The following is a 21398-nucleotide window of genomic DNA, read 5'->3' as shown; positions in this document are numbered from 1 at the left end:
AGAATTGCTGCATATCCAAAGGGGGAAAAGGGTAGATGGGCCAATTTTCATGGAGAAAACGTTCAAGCCAAGCAGGGCTGAGTCTTTTGCTTGTATGTGCGGTTGGACTGGCAGGATGTGCACAAGGTGCATCTTCGGTCAAGGAGAGTGGGCAAACAGCAGCTTCACATTCAAGTGACGAGCTGGTGCTTGCGGTTGGTACGGAGCCTGAAGGCGGATTCGATCCAACAACAGGCTGGGGGCAGTATGGTTCACCGCTCTTCCAGAGTACTTTACTGAAAAGGGATGCCAAGCTGCGTTTGGTCAATGATCTGGCAACAGAGTATACCGTCAGTGAAGATGGCCTCACATGGACTGTTATGCTGCGGGATGACGTAAAGTTCTCCGATGGGGAACCGCTGACTGCAGAGGATGTAAAATTTACGTTTGAAACGGCGGCCAGCAGTGGATCGGTGATTGATCTCACCAATATGGCAGGTGTACAGGCTCCTGATCCAACAACGGTTGTATTCACATTGAAGACGCCGCAGTCCACGTTTATCAGTGTTTTGACTACACTCGGGATTGTACCTGAACACGCATATGGCTCCGATTATGCCGAGCATCCTGTCGGATCCGGTCCATACAAGCTGGTTCAATGGGATAAGGGGCAGCAGGCCATTGTGGAGGCCAACGAGGAATACTACGGCCAAAAGTCTGCATTCCGCAAACTGACATTCCTCTACCTGGATGAAGATGCAGCCTTCGCAGCGGCACAAGCCGGATCCGTGGATATTGCCGCCATTCCGGCCACATTCAGCAAGCAGCAGGTGGACGGCATGACACTGGAATCGGTCAAAACCGTGGATAACCGGGGCATCATGTTTCCCATGCAGCCTGCGGGCGGGACTTCTGCAGACGGCTTTCCGGCAGGGAATGATGTGACGTCCGATCTTGCCATCCGCCAGGCGGTGAATGTGGCTATTGACCGCAATGCATTGGTCGAAGGGGTGCTTGAGGGGTATGGTCGTCCGGCTTATTCCGTAAGTGATGATCTGCCTTGGGGCAATCCGGATGCTGTATTCGCAGATGGGGATGTTCAAGAAGCGAAGCGGATTCTGGCGGATGGCGGCTGGACAGATCCAGACGGTGATGGGGTAGTGGAGAAAAACGGTGTAGAAGCCGAGTTCAATCTGCTCTACTTTGCAGGAGACCTGACCAGACAGTCTGTAGCGCTTGCTGCAGCAGATATGGCTGCTCAGGCTGGAATCAAAATCAATGTGGAAGGAAAGAGCCGTGAAGAAACGAAAAAGCAGGCTTACGCCAATGCCGTCCTATTCGGATGGGGCAGTCACGATCCGCTGGAAACCTACAACCTGTACAGCAGTACTCACAAGGGGGAGGGATACTACAATGTGGGACTGTATTCCAACCCGGCGGTAGACCGCTGGATGCAGCAGGCCCTTCAGGCTACGAGTGAAGAAGAAGCCCTTCCGTTCTGGCAAAAGGCAGAGTGGGACGGGATGACCGGATTCAGTTATCAGGGTGACGCCCCATGGGCATGGTTGGTCAATATTGATCACTTGTATCTGGTCAAGGATGGTCTGAACATTGGTGAACAACAGATCCACCCGCATGGTCACGGTTGGCCGGTGACATCCAATCTGGAGGAATGGTCCTGGGATGACAACGCAAAGTAGGCATCGAGGGGACAGATTTAGCCTGAATCAAGGAGAGATGGTATGACAGGCAATCGTGGATGGGCCATGTTTATTGGTGTTAAGATGTTGCGACTCTTATCTCTGCTGGTAGGAGTCAGTGTGGTGGCTTTTATATTAATGCAATTTTCGCCTGTGGATCCGGTAGAGGCCTATATTGGCGGAGACATGATCAGGGTGAGTGCTGAGCAGCGAAGCCTTATTGAAGAACGCTGGGGATTGAATGATCCGCCTACCCAGCGGTTATTCGCCTGGGGCCAGGCATTGCTTCAGGGTGATCTGGGAACATCGATGATCTACAGACAGCCGGTTGCTGATATTATTCAGGAACGATTCCTGAACTCTGTTGCGCTTATGGCAGTGGCTTGGGTTTTATCCGGTGTGATTGGATTTGGTTTGGGTGTAGCCGCAGCGATGAGAAGGGATTCCAAGCTGGATCGTCTGATCTGCTGGTATTGTTATACGCTGGCTTCCACCCCGGTATTTTGGATAGCCTTGCTCCTGCTCATGGTGTTCGGTGTATGGCTGGGATGGCTTCCGGTGGGTCTGGGAGTACCTGCAGGGATGGCAGCCGATCAGGTCACATGGACGGATCGAGCCATTCACATGATTCTCCCTGCATTGACCCTGAGTCTGACAGGGGTGGCAGCCATTGCCCTTCATACCCGTCAGAAGCTGGTGGACGTGCTTGAATCGGACTATATTGTCTTTGCCAGAGCAAGAGGCGAGCGTGGGGTGCAGCTGTTTCGCAGGCATGGGTTCAGACATGTCGTGCTGCCCGCGCTAACACTGCAGTTTGCTTCATTCAGTGAACTGTTCGGCGGAGCCGTTCTTGCAGAGCAGGTATTTTCCTATCCGGGCCTGGGGCAGGCAACCGTTCAGGCTGGGCTGCGCGGAGATGTGCCGCTGCTGCTTGGGCTTGTGCTGTGCAGCACCATCTTTGTTTTTACAGGCAATATGATTGCAGACATTCTGTATCGTATCATTGATCCGCGGATGAAGGAGGAGCTGGTAACATGAAGCCGAAAATAGAGCAGTCCTCCAGGCCGGTCCGTGAAATGCCTCGGTTGCAGAAAGTGATATCGGGCAAAAAGGGGGAGCCGAGCAAGGATGAACCACCGAAGCTCCAAGCAGGATCGGCATTAGGTGGTAATGGCTTCAAGAGCCAACTACGGTATCACAATCCGCGAAAACGGGCACTGATCTGGGGGAGTTTGGCATTGATCTGGATCGCAATCGTGTGGCTGACAGGGTTCATGCTCCCCGCAGAATCAACCCTAACTTCTTTAATGGATCGGAATTTGGCCCCCGTATGGGCACATCCCTTCGGCACGGATTGGCTGGGGCGAGACATGTTCATGCGGACATTAAAGGGATTGACGACCAGCATCCAGGTTGGGCTGCTTGCTGCCTGCGGTGGTGGGCTCGTGGCACTGCTGCTCGGTTTAGTCGCCGCTTCGGGCAAGCTTGCTGACAGGATCGTTTCCTGGCTGATTGATCTGTTTCTGAGTGTGCCTCATCTGGTGTCACTGGTGATGCTGGCCTTTGTCTTCGGTGGAGGGTTGTCTGGCGTGGCAGCTGCCATCGCCCTCACCCATTGGCCGAATCTGGCCCGGATTGTACGTGCGGAGATGATTCAGCTGAAATCCGCAGACTATATTCATATTTCACGCAGGCTGGGCCAATCCCGGTTTCGTATTGCTGTACATCATATGCTGCCTCACCTGGTACCACAATTGTTTGTTGGTATATTGTTGATCTTTCCTCATGCCATTCTGCATGAGGCTGCAATTACGTTTCTGGGACTCGGGCTGTCGCCGCAGCAGCCGGCGATCGGCATTATTTTGTCAGAGTCGATGAGATATCTATCGGCAGGTATGTGGTGGCTTGCCTTTTTCCCGGGGCTGGCGCTGTTATTGGTTGTTCGTGCCTTTGATGTACTGGGAAGCAGTTTGAAGGTAATGACAGGTACAGGCAGTTCAAGGGAGGTCGGATAATTTGGCACTTCTTGAAGTAAGAGGAGTTTCGGTTTCGTTCAGACGTGCTCGTGGTTGGTTTGCACATGAGGAGAGCAAGGTCATTCAGGATCTGGATCTGACTGTGAATGAGGGCGAGATTGTAGCTGTCGTCGGTGCGAGCGGGTCTGGTAAAAGTGTGCTGGCACAAGCGATCATGGGCATTCTTCCGGCCAATGCCAGGATGGAGGGACAGATCCGTTATGCTGAAGAGCCTCTAACCAGAGAGCGGCAGCTTCGTCTGCGCGGAGAAGAGCTGGTATACATTCCTCAATCCGTTAGTTATTTGGACCCGCTGATGAAGGTGGGAAAGCAGGTCCATCCTGTTAATCGGAAGTCAGGTCAGCGCCGGTTGTCACCCCGGGTTCAGATGGAAAAGGCAGAACGGGAGTTGACGGACCGCTATCAATTGCCTCATGGAACCTCCGGGAAATATCCGTATGAGCTGTCCGGAGGCATGGCCCGGCGGGTGCTGATGGCTACAGCGACCTCCGGTGAGCCCAAGCTGATTATTGCCGATGAGCCGACTCCAGGTATCCATCCGGAAGTGCTGGCTGAAACGCTGAGGCAATTTCGGGAACTGGCAGATCAGGGAACAGGCATATTATGGATTACCCATGACATTGCTTCTGCATTGACCGCAGCAGACCGTATCGTCGTATTCTATGCCGGTTCCTGTGTAGAGACTGCGCATGCTGTCGACTTTACGGACAACGGAGAAGATTTGAGACATCCTTATACACGTGCACTATGGAATGCTTTACCACAAAATGGATTTCAGCCTATCCCGGGCTCCCAGCCCCTGGCGGATCAACGGATGGAGAAGGGCTGTCGATTTGCACCCCGCTGCGATGCAGCGACTCGTGCATGTATAGATAAACATCCTGAAATGCGCAAGCTACGGGGCGGAGAAGTGAGGTGTATTCATGCCACTTGAAGCACGGAATGCAGGTTACCGATACAACAAGGATAACTGGATATTTCGCGAGATGAACATGGAAGTGGAGCGTGGACAAGTCGTGGGATTGTGGGGACCCAGTGGATGTGGCAAAACGAGCCTGGGGCGCATCCTTGCAGGATATGCCGAACCTGTGACAGGACAAGTGCTGCTGGACGGGAAGCCACTCCCTTTAACGGGAGTTTGTCCAGTCCAGCTCGTATTTCAGCATCCCGAGAAAGCGGTCAATCCACGCTGGCGAATGAGGCGTGTGCTGAGCGAAGCCGGGATGGAGGACCAACAGCTGCTGGATGCTCTGGGCATTCAGTCTGGCTGGATGGATCGCAGACCCGGTGAACTGTCTGGCGGTGAGCTGCAGCGTTTTTGCGTAGCACGCGCACTGGGCAAGGAGACGCGTTACCTGATCGCAGATGAGATGACTACGATGCTGGATGCCATCACACAGGCCCAGATCTGGCATACCGTAATGGACACGGCACGCCAGCGCAATTTGGGGCTGCTTGTCATCAGCCATGATTATGATCTGCTGAACAGGCTGTGCGACCGGATTATTCCCATGCCTACATTGTAGCTGCAATCAGAAATAAGCCATCTTCCCTTGATCGAATCCAGGGGAGATGGCTTATTTTCAGTATTTTGCATCAATTATTTTATTTGTTTATTTTGTTCAACAGCACGGATAATCTGCGCATGGCCTCTTCAACCGTTGACCGTGGACAGGCTACGTTCATGCGCATGAATCCGGTGCCTTCCAATCCGAAGACCGTTCCGTCATTAAAGGCGAGGCCTGCGTCGTTCAGCAGCATCCGCACAAGATCTTCCTGCGGGATACCCAGCTTGCGGAAGTCCATCCAGAGCAGGTAGGTCGCTTCGGGCAGCTCGATTCCAACGTCCGGCATATGCTCCGCTGCATACTGCTGTACGTATTCCATGTTTCCGCGAATGTACGCAAGACAGTCGTCCAGCCATTGCTCGCCTCCGTTATAGGCTGCCTCTGCTGCAACAGCACCCAACGTGCTGATGCTGGCGAGCCCCATCGTTTTTACTCCTTGCATAAAGGATTCCCGCAAGCTGGCGTTCGGAATGATGATATTGGAGGTGCACAGGCCGGGAATATTGAATGTTTTGCTTGGTGCCGTGCAGATGATGCTCAGATCCGCGATCGCATCCGAGACAAGAGTCAGCGGTGTATGCACGCCGCGTTGGTGCACAAGATCGGCATGGATTTCATCCGAGACCACCAGTACATTATACTGCACACACAGAGCAGCAAGACCTTCAAGCTCTTCGCGAGACCACACACGTCCAACAGGGTTGTGAGGGCTGCACAGGATTAACATCTTGACCCGGCCTGTCTGCAGGCAGGATTCCAGATGTTCCAGATCCATGGTGTAATGACCATCTTCGAGACGCAGTGGATTGGTCATCAGTTCTCTGCCTTGACCACGTACAACTTCATAGAAGGGGGCATAGACCGGAGTTTGGATCACAACGGCATCTCCCGGTACTGTGAACCGTTGGACGGCAATGCTCAAGGCTGGAACAATCCCCGGTGTGAATACAACCCAATCATCACTGATTGTCCAGTTGTGGCGCCGCTCCATCCATCCCCTCAAAGCTCTATGATAGGATTCCGTACGCACCGTATAACCGAAGATGCCGTGTTCCATGCGAGTCTGTAACGCCTCAATGACTGATGGTGGTGCGGCAAAATCCATATCGGCCACCCACATGGGCAGGGCATCGGCTACTCCGAAAATCTCCTCCAGCGCGTCCCATTTTTCTGATCCGGTAGAGAGACGATTAATCGGCTCATCAAATGTGTTTTTCTTCATTATTAGCTTCCCCCTTCTAATCCGTTCATTCGACCACAATCGACAGATTATTATCTAATAAATTTGCTGTTTTCGCAACTCCCAGCCTCATCTTAAACTCCATAAGGTATGGTCCGAATTCCCTGAATTTATTCATGCATGTATGCATTTTCTATCATTTGATTCCAGTCACGATGTAAAAGCTACTTTTTGGTTAAAGGGTTATCCCCTACAACTGAAAAAACCATCACAGTGCCATCATCCGATGACTTCCTGCGATGGTTATAGACTGGCTCAGCTTGTCTCATTCAATGAATTACAAGTGCTCGTTGAACCATCCGGCGATGTGCTCGAGACGTCGTACTCTCAGATGCGGGTGGCCGCCCCTGGACAGTTCATGATTAGCTCCGGGGAAACGAACGAGCCGGGTTGTCTGTTTGCGGCGCTTCAGAGCAACATACAACTGCTCAGCCTGCTCAATCGGACAACGCAGATCCTGTTCACCATGCAGGATCAACAGCGGCGTATTTACATTACCGACGTAAGCAAGAGGGGAATGTTTCCATAATTTCTCCGTATCGTCCCACGCATTGCCGCCAATCTGATCTTCTGTGAAAAAATAACCGATGTCACTCACCCCGTAAAATGAGAGCCAGTTGGAGATGGAACGCTGCGTGACAGCCGCCTTGAAGCGGTCCGTGTGCCCGACAATCCAGTTGGTCATGAAGCCCCCGTAGCTGCCCCCGGTCACGCCCAAGCGGGTTTCATCAATGAATTCGTAGGTGGATAAGGCATAATCAACGGTCTCCATAAGATCGCGGTAATCACCACCGCCATAGTCACCACGGCAGGCGTTCACAAATTGCTGTCCATAACCCAATCCGCCTCGTGGATTGGTATACACGACGGCATAGCCCTGTGCTGCGAGCATTTGGAATTCATGCATAAAGGTAAAACCATACATCATGTGAGGACCGCCATGAATTTCCAGAATGGTGGGGATCTTGACGCCGTCTACCGCGCCCACCGGTTTCATGATCCATCCCTGCAGCTGAAGTCCATCCGAGGTGTCAAACCAGAAGGTTTCCGGTGTACTGAGCTGGATCTCTCCTTCCAGCTGGGGATTGCTGTGAGTCAGTTGAACGGAATCTGTTCCTTGATCATCAAGCTTGGGATATAAAAAGAAGTCACCTGGGTTTAGCGTATCCGCTACGCCTGCAACGATGTGTCCGTTTTCCAGTTCAGCGAATTGATAGAATTCCTTCTCAGCTGGTAATACATACTCAGCGTGACTGCCATCCCGCGCAAAGCGTGCGATTCGGACGCTGCCCTGGACAGTAGCCAGACAGAGAATGGATGAACCGTCGCGGGTAAATACCGGACCTGTCGGGGTCAGATGTGCGCGCATATCCCCAACGAGGCTGTGATTCATCTGTACGTCCCAGTCACTGCTCAGGCACACAGGTTGGCCGCCCGAGATAGGAAGAGTGTAGAGTTTCACGAGTGTGGCATTTCCGTAGGATCGATCACTGGCAAGCAGGGCAAGAGATTGTCCATCTGGTGCATAAGCCAAACGGCTGAAAGTAAATCCTTCGGGGGTGAGCTGCTGCACATCAGATCCGTCTGCTTTGGCCAGGTACACATGATTGGTCAGTGTATAATCGTTATGCTCCTCACCTTCCTCCGGCATTTGGGCAATCCAGACAATGGATGCTCCGTCAGGTGACCACGCATAATCTCCAACGTCATAATGACCTGAGGTTACTGGTGTGGCTTCACCACCATCGACCGGGATATTGAAGAGGTGAGTTCGTCTGCCATTCCATAATCCTCCGCCATCGGACTTCATGCGAATACGGTCCACAACGAGTTCTTGCAGCAGTTTGCTGTCCTGATCGGCCTCCGCTTCGGTTTCTCCATGGACATCGACCGAAGATTTCACAAGTAACGTCTGGCCGTCCGGAGACCAGGTGAGTGAACTTGCCCCGTGCTTCAATCGGCTGATCTGCTGTGCTTCTCCGCCATCCGAGGCGATCAGCCAGACTTGTGTTTTTCCATCATGCTCCCGCAAAAAGGCAAGCTGTGACCCATCCGGCGACCAGCAAGGCGAATGATCCTTGTCTCCGGAGGTGAAAGCTCTGTCCTTCCGGCTCTCCAGATGGAAGAGTCTCAGGTGAGAAGAATAACCGTCTCGTTTTTCGTTCGTTTTCCGGCTTACATATACCAGCTGTCCGCCTTCGGGAGACGGGGTTGGATCATTAACCCATGTAATCTGAAAAAGATCTTCCGATGTGATGCCACGCAGACTGTTCATTATTTTGTCCTCCCACCCTGATTTAGCAGATATAATTTCCTGACCTTTCCATTAATACTAAAGGAAAGCGGGGATGAGGACAACATGCTTCTGCACGTAGGGCGGTTACTGCTCAACAATGCAGAGCATAGAAGGAATTGCTGAACATATGGCGAATCCTAAGGGTTGAATTGTCATGAAAGAGATGGATGATGACCCGAATGTGCTGTTTGATATTTGCGTATTTTGGTTAATAACTTATGTTATTTCTGTCTGCTAAAGAATTCATATAAAGATATAGCTTATACATATTTCAACAGAATTGAAGGAGGAGCACGAAATTGTCGACATCCTATGAACAGCAGCATGTGGAATATCCGAGCCGAAAACGAATGGGATGGCTTGCGATGGGGGCGGCGCTTTTTGTGGCAGCCGGATTTTTTTTGATGTTTAGCGACTCTTCTGATTCAGGGGATTCTGTAATTTCTTCGGTGGTTGGTCTTGTTTCTGTTCTGTTTTTTGGACTCTGCCTCTGCTACAGCTTGGTGAAGATCATTAAGAAGGAACCTTCCTTTGTCGTCGATGACCAAGGATTCGTGGACTCCTCATCGTATACATCAGGAGGATTTATCCCATGGAAAGATGTGGAGAACATTTTCATGTATGAGCTGATGGGGCAGCCTATGATCGGAGTTAAACTGTGGGACGAGAAGGCCTTTCTGGATCGTCAAACTGGCGTAAAACGCAAGCTCATGACCGTGAACACACAGATGGTGGATGCCACGGTGAGCGTCGCGCAGAGCAGTCTGTCTTTACCCCTGGAACAGCTATATATCATGATGGTTGGAAGATGGAAGCGGGCGAGTGAGGAAGTGCGTACGCGTAACCCGCTGGGCAAGTCTTAAAATCGAACGAGTCTCAAATAGGAGGTATGCAAATGACACATGGACAGAAGGAGCGCACGGTTCTGCTGCCTGATGGTACTGCACTGCCTGCCATTGGGCAGGGTACCTGGTACATGGGAATAAACCGTTCCGTCCGAGCAGAAGAAGTAAAAGCATTGCGTAACGGCATTGAACGCGGAATGACGGTGATTGATACCGCAGAGATGTATGCTGAAGGCGGAGCGGAGGAAGTAACCAGAGAAGCGATAGCGGACTGCCGGGATGATGTTTTTCTGGTTTCCAAGGTCTATCCGCATCATGCAGATCGCAAGCAGATGGTTACCGCTTGTGAGAACAGTCTTAAACGTCTCGGTACGGATCGGCTGGATTTGTATTTGCTGCATTGGCGGGGACGTGTGCCGCTCGAGGAGACAGTTCAAGCTTTGGAGCAGTTGAGAGAAGCGGGCAAAATTGTGCGCTGGGGCGTATCCAATCTGGACACGGAGGATATGCAGGAGTTATGGAATATTCCGGCTGGACAGCATTGCGCCGTGAATCAGGTCTTGTATCATGCGGCATCACGTGGCATTGAAAACAGTCTGCTGCCCTGGTTGCGGGAACGACATGTCCCCGTGATGGCGTATTGTCCGCTCGCTCAGGGAGGAAGGCTGCGGACCGAGCTGCTGGAGCATCCGGTCATTCGTGATATTGCCGCACAGCGGGGAGTCAGTACATCACAGATTGCATTATCCTGGGTCATCCGCGATGGTGATGTGCTTGCAATTCCCAAGGCCGTACAGTTATCTCATGTGGCAGAGAATGCCGCGGCCATGGATATTATTTTGACACACGAAGAAGTGGAACGGTTGAATGTTGCATTTCCTGCACCTGAAGGCAAAGTTCCTTTGGACATCGTATAGATTGGGTGTATTACGTAGGCTAATTCACAAATTAGCTGATGCCAAGAAAGAGCAGATCTCATGATCTGCTCTTTTTTTATTTTGCTCAGAGTGTTTGGACATTCATGAGAAATGATTGCATAAAGTTAGAAAGAAATGAGCTTTACATTACCAGAACACTAGTGTACTATGTAACTAACACACAGATACAGAAAGGAGCGAGCGCTTTGTGACTATGGAATTTGACAACAACTTACCAATTTATCTGCAGATTATGCAGTACATCAAGAAGCAGATTGTAACAGGCACACTGAAGGCTGGAGATAAGATTCCTTCGGTTCGTGAACTGGCGGCTGAATTGCAGATTAATCCCAACACGGTACAACGGACCTTTCAGGAGTTGGAACGGGAAGAAGTGGTGGAAACGAAACGGGGTCTGGGAAGATATGTGACAAGTGAGGAGTGGAAAATTATGACGATCAAAAAAGAAATGGCAGGAGAGCTGCTGGAGCGTTTTTTGACAGGCATGCAGGAACTGGGCATTGAGGAGCAGGATATCGTTACGATTGTAGCGGATGCCGTAGCGCAAGGGCAGCATTCACAGCAAGGCAATGAACAGGGAGGGGCGGGGCATGAGTAACATCCTTGAATTGAATCACGTAAGCAAAATGTATGGCAGCAAGAAGGCGTTAAGCGACGTCACGCTTGCAATCGCTCCGGGCAGAATTGTGGGACTGCTCGGAAGTAACGGCAGCGGCAAGAGCACCCTCATGAAGCTGGTTGCGGGTTTGCTGCATCCTACGAGTGGAACCGTTCAGATTACGGGTAAACCGGTTGGACTTGAGACCAAGTCGCTCGTTTCTTTTATGCCGGATCGCCCATTGACCGAGAAATGGATGAAGGTTCGTGATGCCATTGCATACTACCGCGATTTCTATGCTGATTTTGATGAAGAAAAGGCCAGGGAAATGCTTGATTTCATGAAGCTTGCAGAAGGTGACAAGGTACGGCATTTATCCAAAGGTATGAACGAAAGACTTCAACTAACACTGGCTCTATCCCGCAAGGCACGTCTGTACTTGCTGGATGAACCTATTGGAGGTGTCGATCCGGTTGCTCGCGGCAAGATTCTGGATGCCATCGTGAAATTTTATGACGAAGACAGCAGCCTCATTATTTCAACACATCTTGTGACCGATATTGAGCGGATTTTCGATGAAGTCATTTTCATTCGTGAGGGCGAGAAAGTGATGCAGGAAGAGGTTGAGACGCTTCGCCAGAAATACGGTAAAAGTGTGGATGAAATGTTCAAGGAGGTTTATGCGGAATGATGACATTGTTGAAGTATGATTTTAGAAGAAATATAAGCAGCCTGCTGGCTGGGCTGGCGATCCTGATTGTCATTCAGATCGTTCTGGCATCATTCCTTCCTGAAGTGGAGTCAGGCATTCTGGCTATAGTAACCTACATCGGCATAGGCGTGGCCCTGTTTGTGAAAATGATTAAAACCTACTGGTCCAACATCCGAGCCTACAATCGGCGCCTTGTACCTGTGTCGGAATTGTCCCATGTGGTCTCTCCACTTTTGTTTGGAACGATCTGCGGATTGGCATTGTTCGCTGTGGGGGTACTCCATTTCACCATCTATAATGCCGCATACCCGGGTTCACAGGTCGCAAGTTATATCGAGATTATCAACATTGGAATTTCAGATGTAGCAACGGGTGTCCTTTTTGCCTGGTGGACTGCGACGTTCATGGCCGTTACCATATTTTTGTCGATCTCCATTGGTGGAAGCTTCCGTTTCAAAGGCGGACCTTGGATTGGCATTGTTTCATTCTTCATCCTGAGTACCCTGGTAAGCTGGCTGGATAATCTCATTTTCTCTGGACGGATTGATCCGATGGACGTTTTCCAGGTTACCGAGAGCGATACCGAAATTTCGTTTACCTCCAGCATGTTTGAATGGTCTGGTGCCGTGTATGCGCATATTGTGTTCGAGGCTGTGCTCTTGGCTCTGTTTATTGCGGCGACGGTTTATCTGAACAGCAAAAAGGTAGAGGTTTAGACCATCAATTAATTCTTAAGTTAGCACACCTGTTAGGTGGATCAGAAGATTGGTTATACTCCAGGCAGCACAGCTGAAACGGGCGATTACGATCGCTCGTTTTTTTATGGTCTAGAAACTGAGAGTTCTTCACGTTATGAAGCCTTATCCAGTTCGCATACGTAAATAGAAATATAATGTGAGCTTAATGCCGGAGCAGGTTTAATTTGAGTAAAAGGGGAGGATGTCATGGAGCTGTATTTCAGGGACAACTTTTTCAACGCAGGCTACACCGAAATCATGACTCAGAATCAGGAGCAGGCAGGACATTTGGATTTGAAAAGTGCATTTGGCACATCGATCGATGTGTTCGATCCATCGGGACTGACCTGCAGCGGTCAATTCCGCATGTTAAGCAATCGCTGGGAAATAACCTCAGCGGATGGAGGACAAATGGGTGTCTTGCGAGCCAGAATGAGCTTTTTCAGTAAAAGGTATGAATATGATGCGGGACCACGAGGTGTGTATGAGGTAACCGCCCCGGCATTTTCTCAGGAATATGACATTACCGGGATGGGCGGCAGAACGGTGGCAAGCTTTAGACGTACAAGCGGCTGGTTCAGTTCGGGAGCTTTTGTACTAAATAATGAGTCGGATCAGCTGGAAACCTATGAGTTGATAGCCGTCGTTATGGGGGTGCACGCGATTAACAAAAGACGGAATTCAGCCGCCACATAGATCGTATTAACCAACCCGAACCACCACATGGTTCGGGTTGGTGTTTGTTATGTGGACACTCTAGTCTCATGAGGCGGTTCAGACCTCACTTCAGGCTCCGTGTCCGCATAGCGGGCAAGCACCTTGGCAGCTGTCTCGGACATGCGCTTTCGAAGCGTCGCATTCTCTACAATTCGAACCCGTTTGCCCAGAAAACGCATTTTGGACAGCACATAATCCATTTCACTCCGCGGAATCGTCAGCTCAATCCGGTAAGAATGCTGTGCTTCCACGTACTCAACCTGTTTCTCGAAGCAGGAGAAGGCATATAGAATCCGAGACAATTCCTGATTGAATTCCGGCAGCACTTCAATTGTGACCGTTGTCTTTCGTTTCTCGGTCAAGATAGGAATCTGTGAGATGTATTGCGATAGAGTTTCCGGATCGAGGTGCTGTGGCTCCACAGTAATAATGCTGCGCAGCTTGGTCGACATCAGCTTGCCGAAGCGGGGACAGTACCAGAGCACGTACCATTCTTTTTTGACCATGGAATATTCGAGCTTATAAGGGAACCCGAATTGTTCCTGGGTGATTCGCCCATTGCGGACCCGCCCCGTCAGACGAAAGCCCTGCTGATGCATAATGATCTTTCGCAATGGCTTGAGCAATGGGTGGGAGACGCTGTTTTCTTCGCTTTTCGCTTTTTCGGACAGGTATTCCTGCAGGTTCAGATCCTGCTCCGTATCCAACATATCTTGCAGTTTGCTGTAAGTGGAAGGGGTCAATGCTTCCTGGGCAGTCGTGTGATTCAGCATCATTCGGAGCCAGGCTCGTTCCTGCGAAGTCCAGGTGAAGAGTCCGGTCTCATTCAATCTCGTCATGATCTGATAGTTGAACATCTTCTCGAACAGATTCATAATATTGCGCAATCTCCTTCCATTCCTTGATCATCTCCTGACGCAGTCTGTGAGGTGCAATGACCTCGCAACTTGAGCCGAAGCTCCGAAGCCACGGCTTAATCTCGGTTGTACCGTTTACCCGGATTTCATACAGAAAGGTGTGATCCGTTTCGGGTGTAATCGTGCCCCACTGGCCTTGCAGACGCACCCGATCCAGAATGAAGTTGCGCTGACCGCTCTCGGGATGAAAAAAACGGACTTGAACGGTTACCGTTTGCGCCGTATCCACCAGCCAGCTGTAACGGCTGGCCTCGGCCCATTGCTGTTTGAGTTCAAGCATATACGCTGCGTCGACCGTATCCAGTTCCTCCATCTGTGTAATGCCTTCCATTCGAAACTTCACAAACCCACGGCGCCCTTGATATCCAATGACATACCAACGGCCATACTGGTGATCATAAACCACTTCGAGCGGAAGAATCCGATTGGCGTGTCCGCCGGCTTCCCGTTCAAATCGCGGATTCGTATTCTGCGAGCTGTAGCTGGATGGCTTTTTGGGTGAAAAATAGACAAACTGGACCCGCTTGCACTGCCGAATGGCACTAAGCAGGGTGTACAAGTGCGCTTCGTCCAGAATGCGGGAATAATAATGGTACTTGTATATAAAAGGTTCAGTGACTTCCTGCTCGGGATAGCTAGTGGCAATTGCCTTCTTAAGACTGTCTCTTAACAAATATCCCTGTACTGAAGGGACTTGGGTATTGGCCATGATGTCTACAAAATCATATAACTCCAGCTGCTCCTGGGCCGTTAGTTTGGTGAGGACGTCCTGCTGCAGCGTATATCGATAAGGCCTGCCGCCCGGTTCCTTCCGGATCACGCCGACTTCCTCCAGATACTTCAGATCGGTGCGGATCGTTTTTTCGTCAGGCAGTGCCAGTTCCTCGGGCAGATCGGCACAGCAGGCATCCAGCAGTTCCAAGGCGGTCAGTGCGCTGCCTTGCAGTGTATGTAAAATGACGGAAAGTCGCTGAACCTCCGTCTCTTTCATCGATTTGGCACGATAGAGGAACAGCAGCATGGGTTCTGCAGTTTCACCATACTGAAAACGGACGAGGTCCGTCATCTCTTTACTTGGCTCGGATCCGCTGCGCGGGTCCGCAACAGTCTGCATGATTTCTTTTAACCTGCGTGTGGTTTTATCAAAGGTATGTACGGATATGCCAAGTCGTTCGGCATACTGTTTGCGATTGTACGCACCGCTTGTCAGTGACAGCATGCGGAGAAACTGAATTTCTTTGTCAAAGCTTTCTTTGGCCATGAATCATCACTCCTTGGTGGCCTGGAGTCAGGCAAATAGAATAATGCAATGCTAAGCTTCTCACTTCTCGTATCCCTTCATTGTAACAGGAAGAGTGGCTGGTTTCATTTTAAACTTATAAAGGTCGCCATACTTTCGCCATGTTCTTGTGTAGATGGGTTAGGCATAATGAGGGTATGAAGAGGTGCATGGCAAGCAAAAGAAGAGGAGAAGGAGGCAGGCAGATATGACCCACGTTCATGAAGAAATGAGAGAGACGATCCGGCAGCAGCTTGCACAGATTGAACAGGAGGAACGGGTGCGCATTATCTATGCCTGCGAGTCAGGCAGTCGAGCCTGGGGATTTCCTTCACAGGATAGTGATTATGATGTGCGTTTCCTGTATGTGAGACCGCTGGAATGGTACTTGTCGATTGAAGATAAACGGGATGTCATTGAACGGCCGATCAGTGATCAACTCGATATTAATGGTTGGGATCTGAAGAAGGCACTCAAGCTGTTTCGCAAATCGAATCCACCGCTGCTGGAGTGGCTGCAATCGCCCATTCGCTATGACGAACGGTACAGTGTGGCAGAACACATTCGTTCATGGTCTCCGCTCACGTTCTCGCCCAAGTCGTGTATGTACCATTATCTGAACATGGCCAAAGGGAACTTTCGGGATTATTTACAGGGCGAGCAGGTGAGAATCAAAAAGTACTTCTATGTGCTGCGTCCACTGCTCGCGTGCGGCTGGATCGAACGATATGATGCAATGCCGCCAATGGAGTTCGATCAGTTGGTTGAAGAACTCGTACCTGGGGATACACCACTGTATGTGGAGATTCAAGAACTTTTGAGAAGGAAGAGAGCCGGAGAGGAACTGGATCTGGAGCCGAAGCTGCCAGCCATTCAATCCTATTTGGCAGAGAAAATCGAGCACTACGAACACATGGCTGCGGCCATGACGAACGAACAAGTTATTCAATATGAAGAACTGGATCGCATTTTCCGCTTCGCGCTTGAAGAGGTATGGGCGGATGAAGTGTAGGCAGAAGGACATGAAGGCATTGTAATCAAACCGGAAACGTTCCGCGCCTGGAATGGGAACAAAATGATCCAGCCTGCGATTAAAGTACGAGGACGTGCATATTTGCACATCATCTATGGGATGGATTACCTGGAACCCGACAATTTGTCCCGGCTCAGTAAACGCAAAACGTCCAAAAAAGAACGTCATGCCCTGATGGAAAGCGCACTTGGGATGGAGGGGATTGAGCTTTTGTACGCAGGAGCCTGTGGGCGGGTTCATGAATGCGTGCTTGCGACACTCTCTCTGGAGTCCGAAAAGGTCGATCCTCGATTGTAATAGAGTTCGTAAAACAGGGGAATGCATATTGTGTTAGCTAGAAATAAGGCAGGTTTGGATGAGATCCAGGCCTGTCTTTCTTTTAATTTGTAAAAATTTTGCATTTAAGATCATTTGAATTAGGAGTCTTAATTTCAATATAACTAACCTAAGCCCTATATCCTTCCCATGTCATCTGGGTAATAATGTTATATAAGCAAGTAGTCATTGGAATCTCATAACGTAACGATAGGGGGTAACCTGCATGGCGTCAATGATTCTGCTGGTGAAACAGACGGAGGACGATGAAAAGGTTATTTATCGATTCGGGCCCAATGAGCGGAAGATGGGACTGATTGAAATGAACAAAATCAAGGAAAGCGTGAAGGAATTGGAGCCCGTTCAGGTCGAAGGGGTAAACCCCAGCTTTTTCTTCAATCGGGCAGCACAGCGGCTGGTCCGATGTTTGTTCAGGGAAGGCGGCAAGTTTCCGGAACGGACTACGTTTGAATCCTAATTTTCATCGGGCTGTGCAGTAAGAGTTCTCGCACAGATTGCATATGTCGTCACACGAAAAAAGTCCAAGCTCATCCGATTCACGGAGCGCATGGACTTTTTTATGTGCATCAGAATGTTTTGGCAAAAGAAATGAGTGCCGTAATGGTAATGATGTTCAAGAGTGTCGAGATGAGTACCGTCTGAGCGGCAAAGTCAGGTTCGTTGTCATACTCTTCGGCCAGAATGGACGCATTTACACCGGTAGGCATACCGGATGCAATAATCAGTGCCTGTGCAGCAATCCCCTCCAGACCCAGCAGCAGTACAATCGAGATACCGATGGCCGGGCCAATCAGAAGGCGCAGAAATGTGCTAATATACACATCAAGACGATACAGCCGGATCGGATATTTTACAATCTGTGCTCCGAGTGTCAGCAATGCCACTGCAACCATACTTTGCTGCGCATATGTCAGCGGCATGGAGAGGAACGTAGGCAGCGGCACCTTCCACATGTGGAACAGAATCCCTAGTAAAAGCGCGTAGGGAACCGGCATTTTGAGAAATCCGATGATGACCGCACGGTAGTTACCTTTCAGCTTCGCACCCTGGATGGACAGGACTCCATACGTAAAAGTCAGCAGGGACTGCAAGGACATGACCAAAGCCTGGATGGAAGAGGCCAGCGGGTCTCCGCGAAATACGAGTGCATTAATCGGCAGACCATAGTTGCCTGCATTGTCCAGCATAACACTGTTGTTGAAGGCGGCCTTCATGCCTTTGTTCAACCGAAGTGTACGTGCAAACACGGACCCTACGATGTACAGAATAACTACATATATGGCATAGAAGAGAGTAACAGTCCCGAGCAGTTCACCCGACATATCAGAATGATACATGCTCATAAAGACGGCTGCGGGGGTAATACAATAGAAATTGATTTTGGCGAGGGTGTACAAGTCGAGCTTGAACACCTTTTGCATCCAGGACCCGACTCCGATGAGGAGAAAGACAGGCAGGACGACTTCAAGCATGATGTCTGCTATCATCAGTTCAGCTTCCTTTTTCATGAAAATTTCAGTCCGATTTCGAAAACACTTCAACCATTATATCATTTTATACACCAGGGAGGTCATGTGAATATGATTCCAGATCATCTGGATGTTGGGTTATCGATTCTGTTTATCGGATTTAACCCCAGCATTACATCAGGCGAAACCGGTCATCATTATGCCTATAAAGGCAACCGTTTCTGGCGCATTCTTGAACGTTCCGGCTTGACTCCTCGTTTATATCATCCGGAAGAAGACGGTGAGCTGCTTAAGCTAGGGTATGGATTTACCAACATTGTAGCCCGGCCCACTAGAGGTGTGGAAGATATTACACGTGAAGAATATGCGGAAGGACGCCAGATTTTGCGGCAAAAGCTGGAACAATTCCGACCGGAGGTTGCCTGTTTTGTCGGGAAGGGAGTGTACACCCAGTACAGCAAGCGTGCCAAAGTGGAATGGGGCTTCCAGGACGATCCGGTCGTACCGGACATTCAGGAATTCGTTGCACCGTCCTCCAGTGGACTGGTACGCATGTCGATGGATGAGATCGTTGCGATCTACTCACAGCTTAGTGACTTTGTTTCACAGAAACGATGAGGGTTATAGGCGGGAGAGAGACCGAACAAGATTACTTACTGTGCCAAAGCTTGATGAGGATTCGCCCAACCGGCTTTAACCGGATCGGAGCGAATTCTTTTTTTGGGATAAAGTGAGAAGTTTTGGAAAGTACTTCCGTCTATATAGTACATGCATGGAAGCTGTAGAGAAGGGGGATTACATGACTCAACATATGCAGGAGGAGGAGCTCATCGAGCGTATTATTGCGGGGGATAAACAGCTTTTTGCCGTGCTCGTGGATCGATATAAAAATAAAGTCTACGGCATTTTACGCGGAATGGGCGCGAGTCATCCGGATGCGCAGGATCTTGCACAGGACACGTTTATCCGGATCTATCGTTATCTCCCGTCCCGGAGGGAAGGAAGCAGTTTCTCTTCCTGGGTATATACCATCGCTGTGAATCGGATGAGGGATTTTATACGGCAAAAGAAACCGGTCATGACGGCAGATGAACCTGGCATGGAGCCAGCCAGTGAAGAAACGCCGGAAAGGCATGTGCTGCATAAGGAGATGCAGCGGGAAATATACCGCCAGATGGAACAGCTGCCAGAATCCTATCGGCTTGTCCTGCTGTTGAAATATACCAATGAGCTGAGCTACGAAGAAATTTCAGATATCACCGGCATGAGTGCAGCACAGGTTCGAAACGCCATGTACCGCGGGAAAAAGATGCTCAAGAAACAGATGGAGCGCAAAGGAGGGTTAGCCACATATGAAGCCTACTCCAAGTAATGAGGACCGGTTATTGGAACAGCATTTGTTCCGAGAGGAGCCGGATGCAGGCTTTACGCTTCAGGTGATGAAGAAACTGGATGATGTGTCCATGGACAGTGAAGCAGACAGGAATTTATTCGTGAAAAAGGCTTCCAGAACCCATTGGATGCGCCGTGCGGGAATCGCTGCAGTGGCTATTGTGATTCTTGCAGGGGGAGCCTGGTTTGCTTTTGATTATAAAGTAGGACCTGAGCAACCTGCGGTCAACGCGGTGAATCATCCTCCACTTCCCAATATTCCTGTACCGGAGGAACTGAAGTACTCCTATCTCGCCGATGATTACAAACGTCTCAAGCCACTCGGTCTTGTGGTTAATCCAAATATTCATATCGAGGATCAGGGCTACACGCTCAAGATCGAGGATGTGCTTGTGGATCGCTCGCAGATCGTAATTACTACGCAACAAAATGCTCCGGATGGTAGTACGATTAATTCAGTTTATCCCGAAATGGGAAGAATTCATATTACAGATGGGCAAGGAAATTCGATTGCATCCTTGGCTTCATTTGGGGATCCAATTCAGAATGGTTCAAGATATCAGAGATTTGTATACCAGCTGCAGGATGATATCCCCGATGAGGTGGTTGTACGTGGGGAGCTGGGTCATTTAAATGTAGGGAGCTATTACAACTTCGAGACAAAATCGTACGAAGATAAAGATGTCACGGTGGATTGGAGCTTCCAGTTCAATATCGATATGACCAAAGCCAAATCACTGGCTGTTGAAGCTCCTATGAATAACACATATACGACGCCAGAAGGTGTGAAATTGGATATGACACAGTTGGTGCGAACGCCAAACGGAACCCGGCTTGACATGAATGTGAGTCTGAGAGATCAGTTGAGTGCCAAAGTGGGTGAAAACTGGGAGAAGCATATGGACATTTTGTATCACATCGAAATTCCTGAAACGAATGAGTACCGAATATTCAACGGAAGCAGAGCCAATGCACGTTACGCCAAATTCAGGTTAAGGGATACGAGCCAGTTAAGCCTAGATGGGGGAAAGATGAGATTGTCTGAGACGTGGGACCCTGCATTTGTGACAGTGAATGCGAAGAAGATTCGCTTTGTGCTGGATGGATATACGTTACCAGTGAAGGAAGAGAAGTCGGTAGAAGTGGATTTGGACAAGAGACGTACGGAACCTAACCAATTCTACACATTTGCACAATTTGAACAGTTTGGAGACCAAGTTGTACTATATGATTACAATTATGAGCCAGTGTATAACCCGTCAAATGGTGGTTTGGAGGGGAAATCCTCGCTTGTTCTAGAGGGGAATGGGAGATTCCAAAATGCTTTTATTGGAGATGAGTGGGTAGCAGTAGATCCTCAAGGAATAGAGTATCCCGTTGAAGTTATTGGGGTTCCAGATCAGCCTAACAATAATGAAGAATATGTTGTAAACGACTTGAAATTAAAAATTCGAGGTTTCTACAAAGAGAACGGAACGAAATTCACCTTGAAAAGAACGGTAGTCAACCGGGATTTTCGGGATGTGAATTGGACAGTGGATCTCCCTTCGTTTAAAAGTCTGCCTTGGCAGTAGTGAAATGGGGTTAATGAGCCCTTTAAATAATG

21 protein-coding genes and 1 pseudogene are annotated in these 21398 nt (G+C 49.7%); 17 read left to right on the top strand and 5 right to left on the bottom strand.

Going from position 1 to position 21398, the window contains the following annotated elements:
- Window positions 1–35 precede the first annotated feature (35 nt).
- The 5 genes from AB3N00_RS12705 to AB3N00_RS12685 are packed head-to-tail and all read left to right on the top strand — an operon-like array spanning window position 36 to window position 5241.
- On the top strand, window positions 36–1679 hold the full coding sequence (locus AB3N00_RS12705) for an ABC transporter substrate-binding protein (protein WP_413034832.1): 1644 nt from the start codon (window positions 36–38) through the stop codon (window positions 1677–1679).
- A gap of 42 nt (window positions 1680–1721) precedes the next feature.
- Entirely contained in the window at window positions 1722–2717 is a 996-nt protein-coding gene (locus AB3N00_RS12700; RefSeq protein ID WP_413034831.1) for an ABC transporter permease, read from the top strand.
- A complete protein-coding gene (locus tag AB3N00_RS12695) occupies window positions 2714–3694 on the top strand; it encodes an ABC transporter permease (protein WP_413034830.1) in 981 nt (326 codons plus the stop codon). The genes AB3N00_RS12700 and AB3N00_RS12695 overlap by 4 nt, the downstream gene beginning before the upstream one ends.
- A 1-nt stretch (window position 3695) precedes the next feature.
- Complete coding sequence (locus tag AB3N00_RS12690; RefSeq protein ID WP_413034829.1) at window positions 3696–4649, top strand: ABC transporter ATP-binding protein; 954 nt, start codon at window positions 3696–3698, stop codon at window positions 4647–4649.
- Window positions 4639–5241: an ABC transporter ATP-binding protein gene (locus AB3N00_RS12685; RefSeq protein WP_413034828.1), complete on the top strand. Its 603-nt coding sequence runs from the start codon at window positions 4639–4641 to the stop codon at window positions 5239–5241. Before AB3N00_RS12690 ends, AB3N00_RS12685 begins: the two co-directional genes overlap by 11 nt.
- Window positions 5242–5320: 79 nt before the next feature.
- On the opposite strand, the gene AB3N00_RS12680 is transcribed toward AB3N00_RS12685, so the two are convergent.
- Complete coding sequence (locus AB3N00_RS12680; RefSeq protein ID WP_413034827.1) at window positions 5321–6505, bottom strand: MalY/PatB family protein; 1185 nt, start codon at window positions 6503–6505, stop codon at window positions 5321–5323.
- Window positions 6506–6800: 295 nt separating this feature from the next.
- Entirely contained in the window at window positions 6801–8798 is a 1998-nt protein-coding gene (locus tag AB3N00_RS12675) for a S9 family peptidase (RefSeq protein WP_413034826.1), read from the bottom strand.
- Between the two features lie 320 nt (window positions 8799–9118).
- Here AB3N00_RS12675 and AB3N00_RS12670 point away from each other — a divergent pair, with 320 nt between their 5' ends.
- The 6 genes from AB3N00_RS12670 (at window position 9119) to AB3N00_RS12645 (ending at window position 13345) form a co-directional block, all read left to right on the top strand.
- A complete protein-coding gene (locus AB3N00_RS12670) occupies window positions 9119–9682 on the top strand; it encodes an STM3941 family protein (RefSeq protein ID WP_413034825.1) in 564 nt (187 codons plus the stop codon).
- A 32-nt stretch (window positions 9683–9714) separates the two neighbouring features.
- Complete coding sequence (locus tag AB3N00_RS12665) at window positions 9715–10581, top strand: aldo/keto reductase (RefSeq protein WP_413034824.1); 867 nt, start codon at window positions 9715–9717, stop codon at window positions 10579–10581.
- Between the two features lie 208 nt (window positions 10582–10789).
- Window positions 10790–11200 carry a GntR family transcriptional regulator gene (locus AB3N00_RS12660; RefSeq protein ID WP_413034823.1) on the top strand — a complete coding sequence of 137 codons (411 nt, stop codon included), beginning with the start codon at window positions 10790–10792 and terminating at the stop codon, window positions 11198–11200.
- Window positions 11193–11891 carry an ABC transporter ATP-binding protein gene (locus tag AB3N00_RS12655; RefSeq protein ID WP_413034822.1) on the top strand — a complete coding sequence of 233 codons (699 nt, stop codon included), beginning with the start codon at window positions 11193–11195 and terminating at the stop codon, window positions 11889–11891. Before AB3N00_RS12660 ends, AB3N00_RS12655 begins: the two co-directional genes overlap by 8 nt.
- Window positions 11888–12628: a hypothetical protein gene (locus AB3N00_RS12650; protein ID WP_413034821.1), complete on the top strand. Its 741-nt coding sequence runs from the start codon at window positions 11888–11890 to the stop codon at window positions 12626–12628. Before AB3N00_RS12655 ends, AB3N00_RS12650 begins: the two co-directional genes overlap by 4 nt.
- Window positions 12629–12856: 228 nt before the next feature.
- Window positions 12857–13345, top strand: coding sequence for a hypothetical protein (locus AB3N00_RS12645; RefSeq protein ID WP_413034820.1), 489 nt, complete (start codon window positions 12857–12859; stop codon window positions 13343–13345).
- A gap of 47 nt (window positions 13346–13392) precedes the next feature.
- Here the strand turns inward: AB3N00_RS12645 and AB3N00_RS12640 are convergent, their stop codons facing one another.
- Both AB3N00_RS12640 and AB3N00_RS12635 read right to left on the bottom strand, forming a co-directional pair.
- On the bottom strand, window positions 13393–14241 hold the full coding sequence (locus tag AB3N00_RS12640; RefSeq protein WP_413034819.1) for a WYL domain-containing protein: 849 nt from the start codon (window positions 14239–14241) through the stop codon (window positions 13393–13395).
- On the bottom strand, window positions 14189–15544 hold the full coding sequence (locus tag AB3N00_RS12635) for a helix-turn-helix transcriptional regulator (RefSeq protein ID WP_413034818.1): 1356 nt from the start codon (window positions 15542–15544) through the stop codon (window positions 14189–14191). The genes AB3N00_RS12640 and AB3N00_RS12635 overlap by 53 nt, the downstream gene beginning before the upstream one ends.
- Window positions 15545–15770: 226 nt before the next feature.
- On the opposite strand from AB3N00_RS12635, the gene AB3N00_RS12630 reads away from it, so the two are divergent.
- From AB3N00_RS12630 to AB3N00_RS12620, 3 genes and pseudogenes are all read left to right on the top strand, one after another.
- On the top strand, window positions 15771–16574 hold the full coding sequence (locus AB3N00_RS12630; protein ID WP_413034817.1) for a nucleotidyltransferase domain-containing protein: 804 nt from the start codon (window positions 15771–15773) through the stop codon (window positions 16572–16574).
- Window positions 16575–16589: 15 nt separating this feature from the next.
- Window positions 16590–16892, top strand: a pseudogene (locus tag AB3N00_RS12625) (polynucleotide kinase-phosphatase); the annotation flags it as partial.
- 244 nt (window positions 16893–17136) lie between these two features.
- Entirely contained in the window at window positions 17137–17388 is a 252-nt protein-coding gene (locus AB3N00_RS12620) for a hypothetical protein (RefSeq protein WP_095288864.1), read from the top strand.
- 109 nt (window positions 17389–17497) lie between these two features.
- Here the strand turns inward: AB3N00_RS12620 and AB3N00_RS12615 are convergent, their stop codons facing one another.
- Complete coding sequence (locus AB3N00_RS12615) at window positions 17498–18418, bottom strand: AEC family transporter (protein ID WP_413035269.1); 921 nt, start codon at window positions 18416–18418, stop codon at window positions 17498–17500.
- Window positions 18419–18511: 93 nt separating this feature from the next.
- On the opposite strand from AB3N00_RS12615, the gene AB3N00_RS12610 reads away from it, so the two are divergent.
- From AB3N00_RS12610 to AB3N00_RS12600, 3 genes are all read left to right on the top strand, one after another.
- Window positions 18512–19018: a mismatch-specific DNA-glycosylase gene (locus AB3N00_RS12610; protein WP_175398073.1), complete on the top strand. Its 507-nt coding sequence runs from the start codon at window positions 18512–18514 to the stop codon at window positions 19016–19018.
- Window positions 19019–19199: 181 nt separating this feature from the next.
- The gene (locus AB3N00_RS12605) at window positions 19200–19772 is read left to right on the top strand and encodes an RNA polymerase sigma factor (RefSeq protein WP_413034816.1); all 573 of its coding nucleotides are present in this window, start codon (window positions 19200–19202) and stop codon (window positions 19770–19772) included.
- Window positions 19753–21366 carry a DUF4179 domain-containing protein gene (locus AB3N00_RS12600; RefSeq protein ID WP_413034815.1) on the top strand — a complete coding sequence of 538 codons (1614 nt, stop codon included), beginning with the start codon at window positions 19753–19755 and terminating at the stop codon, window positions 21364–21366. The genes AB3N00_RS12605 and AB3N00_RS12600 overlap by 20 nt, the downstream gene beginning before the upstream one ends.
- Window positions 21367–21398 lie beyond the last annotated feature (32 nt).

Source organism: Paenibacillus xylanilyticus (genome assembly GCF_047246825.1).
In the GTDB taxonomy this organism is placed as follows: Bacteria; Bacillota; Bacilli; order Paenibacillales; family Paenibacillaceae; genus Paenibacillus; species Paenibacillus xylanilyticus_B.
This window is presented reverse-complemented; position numbering and strand designations above follow the sequence as displayed.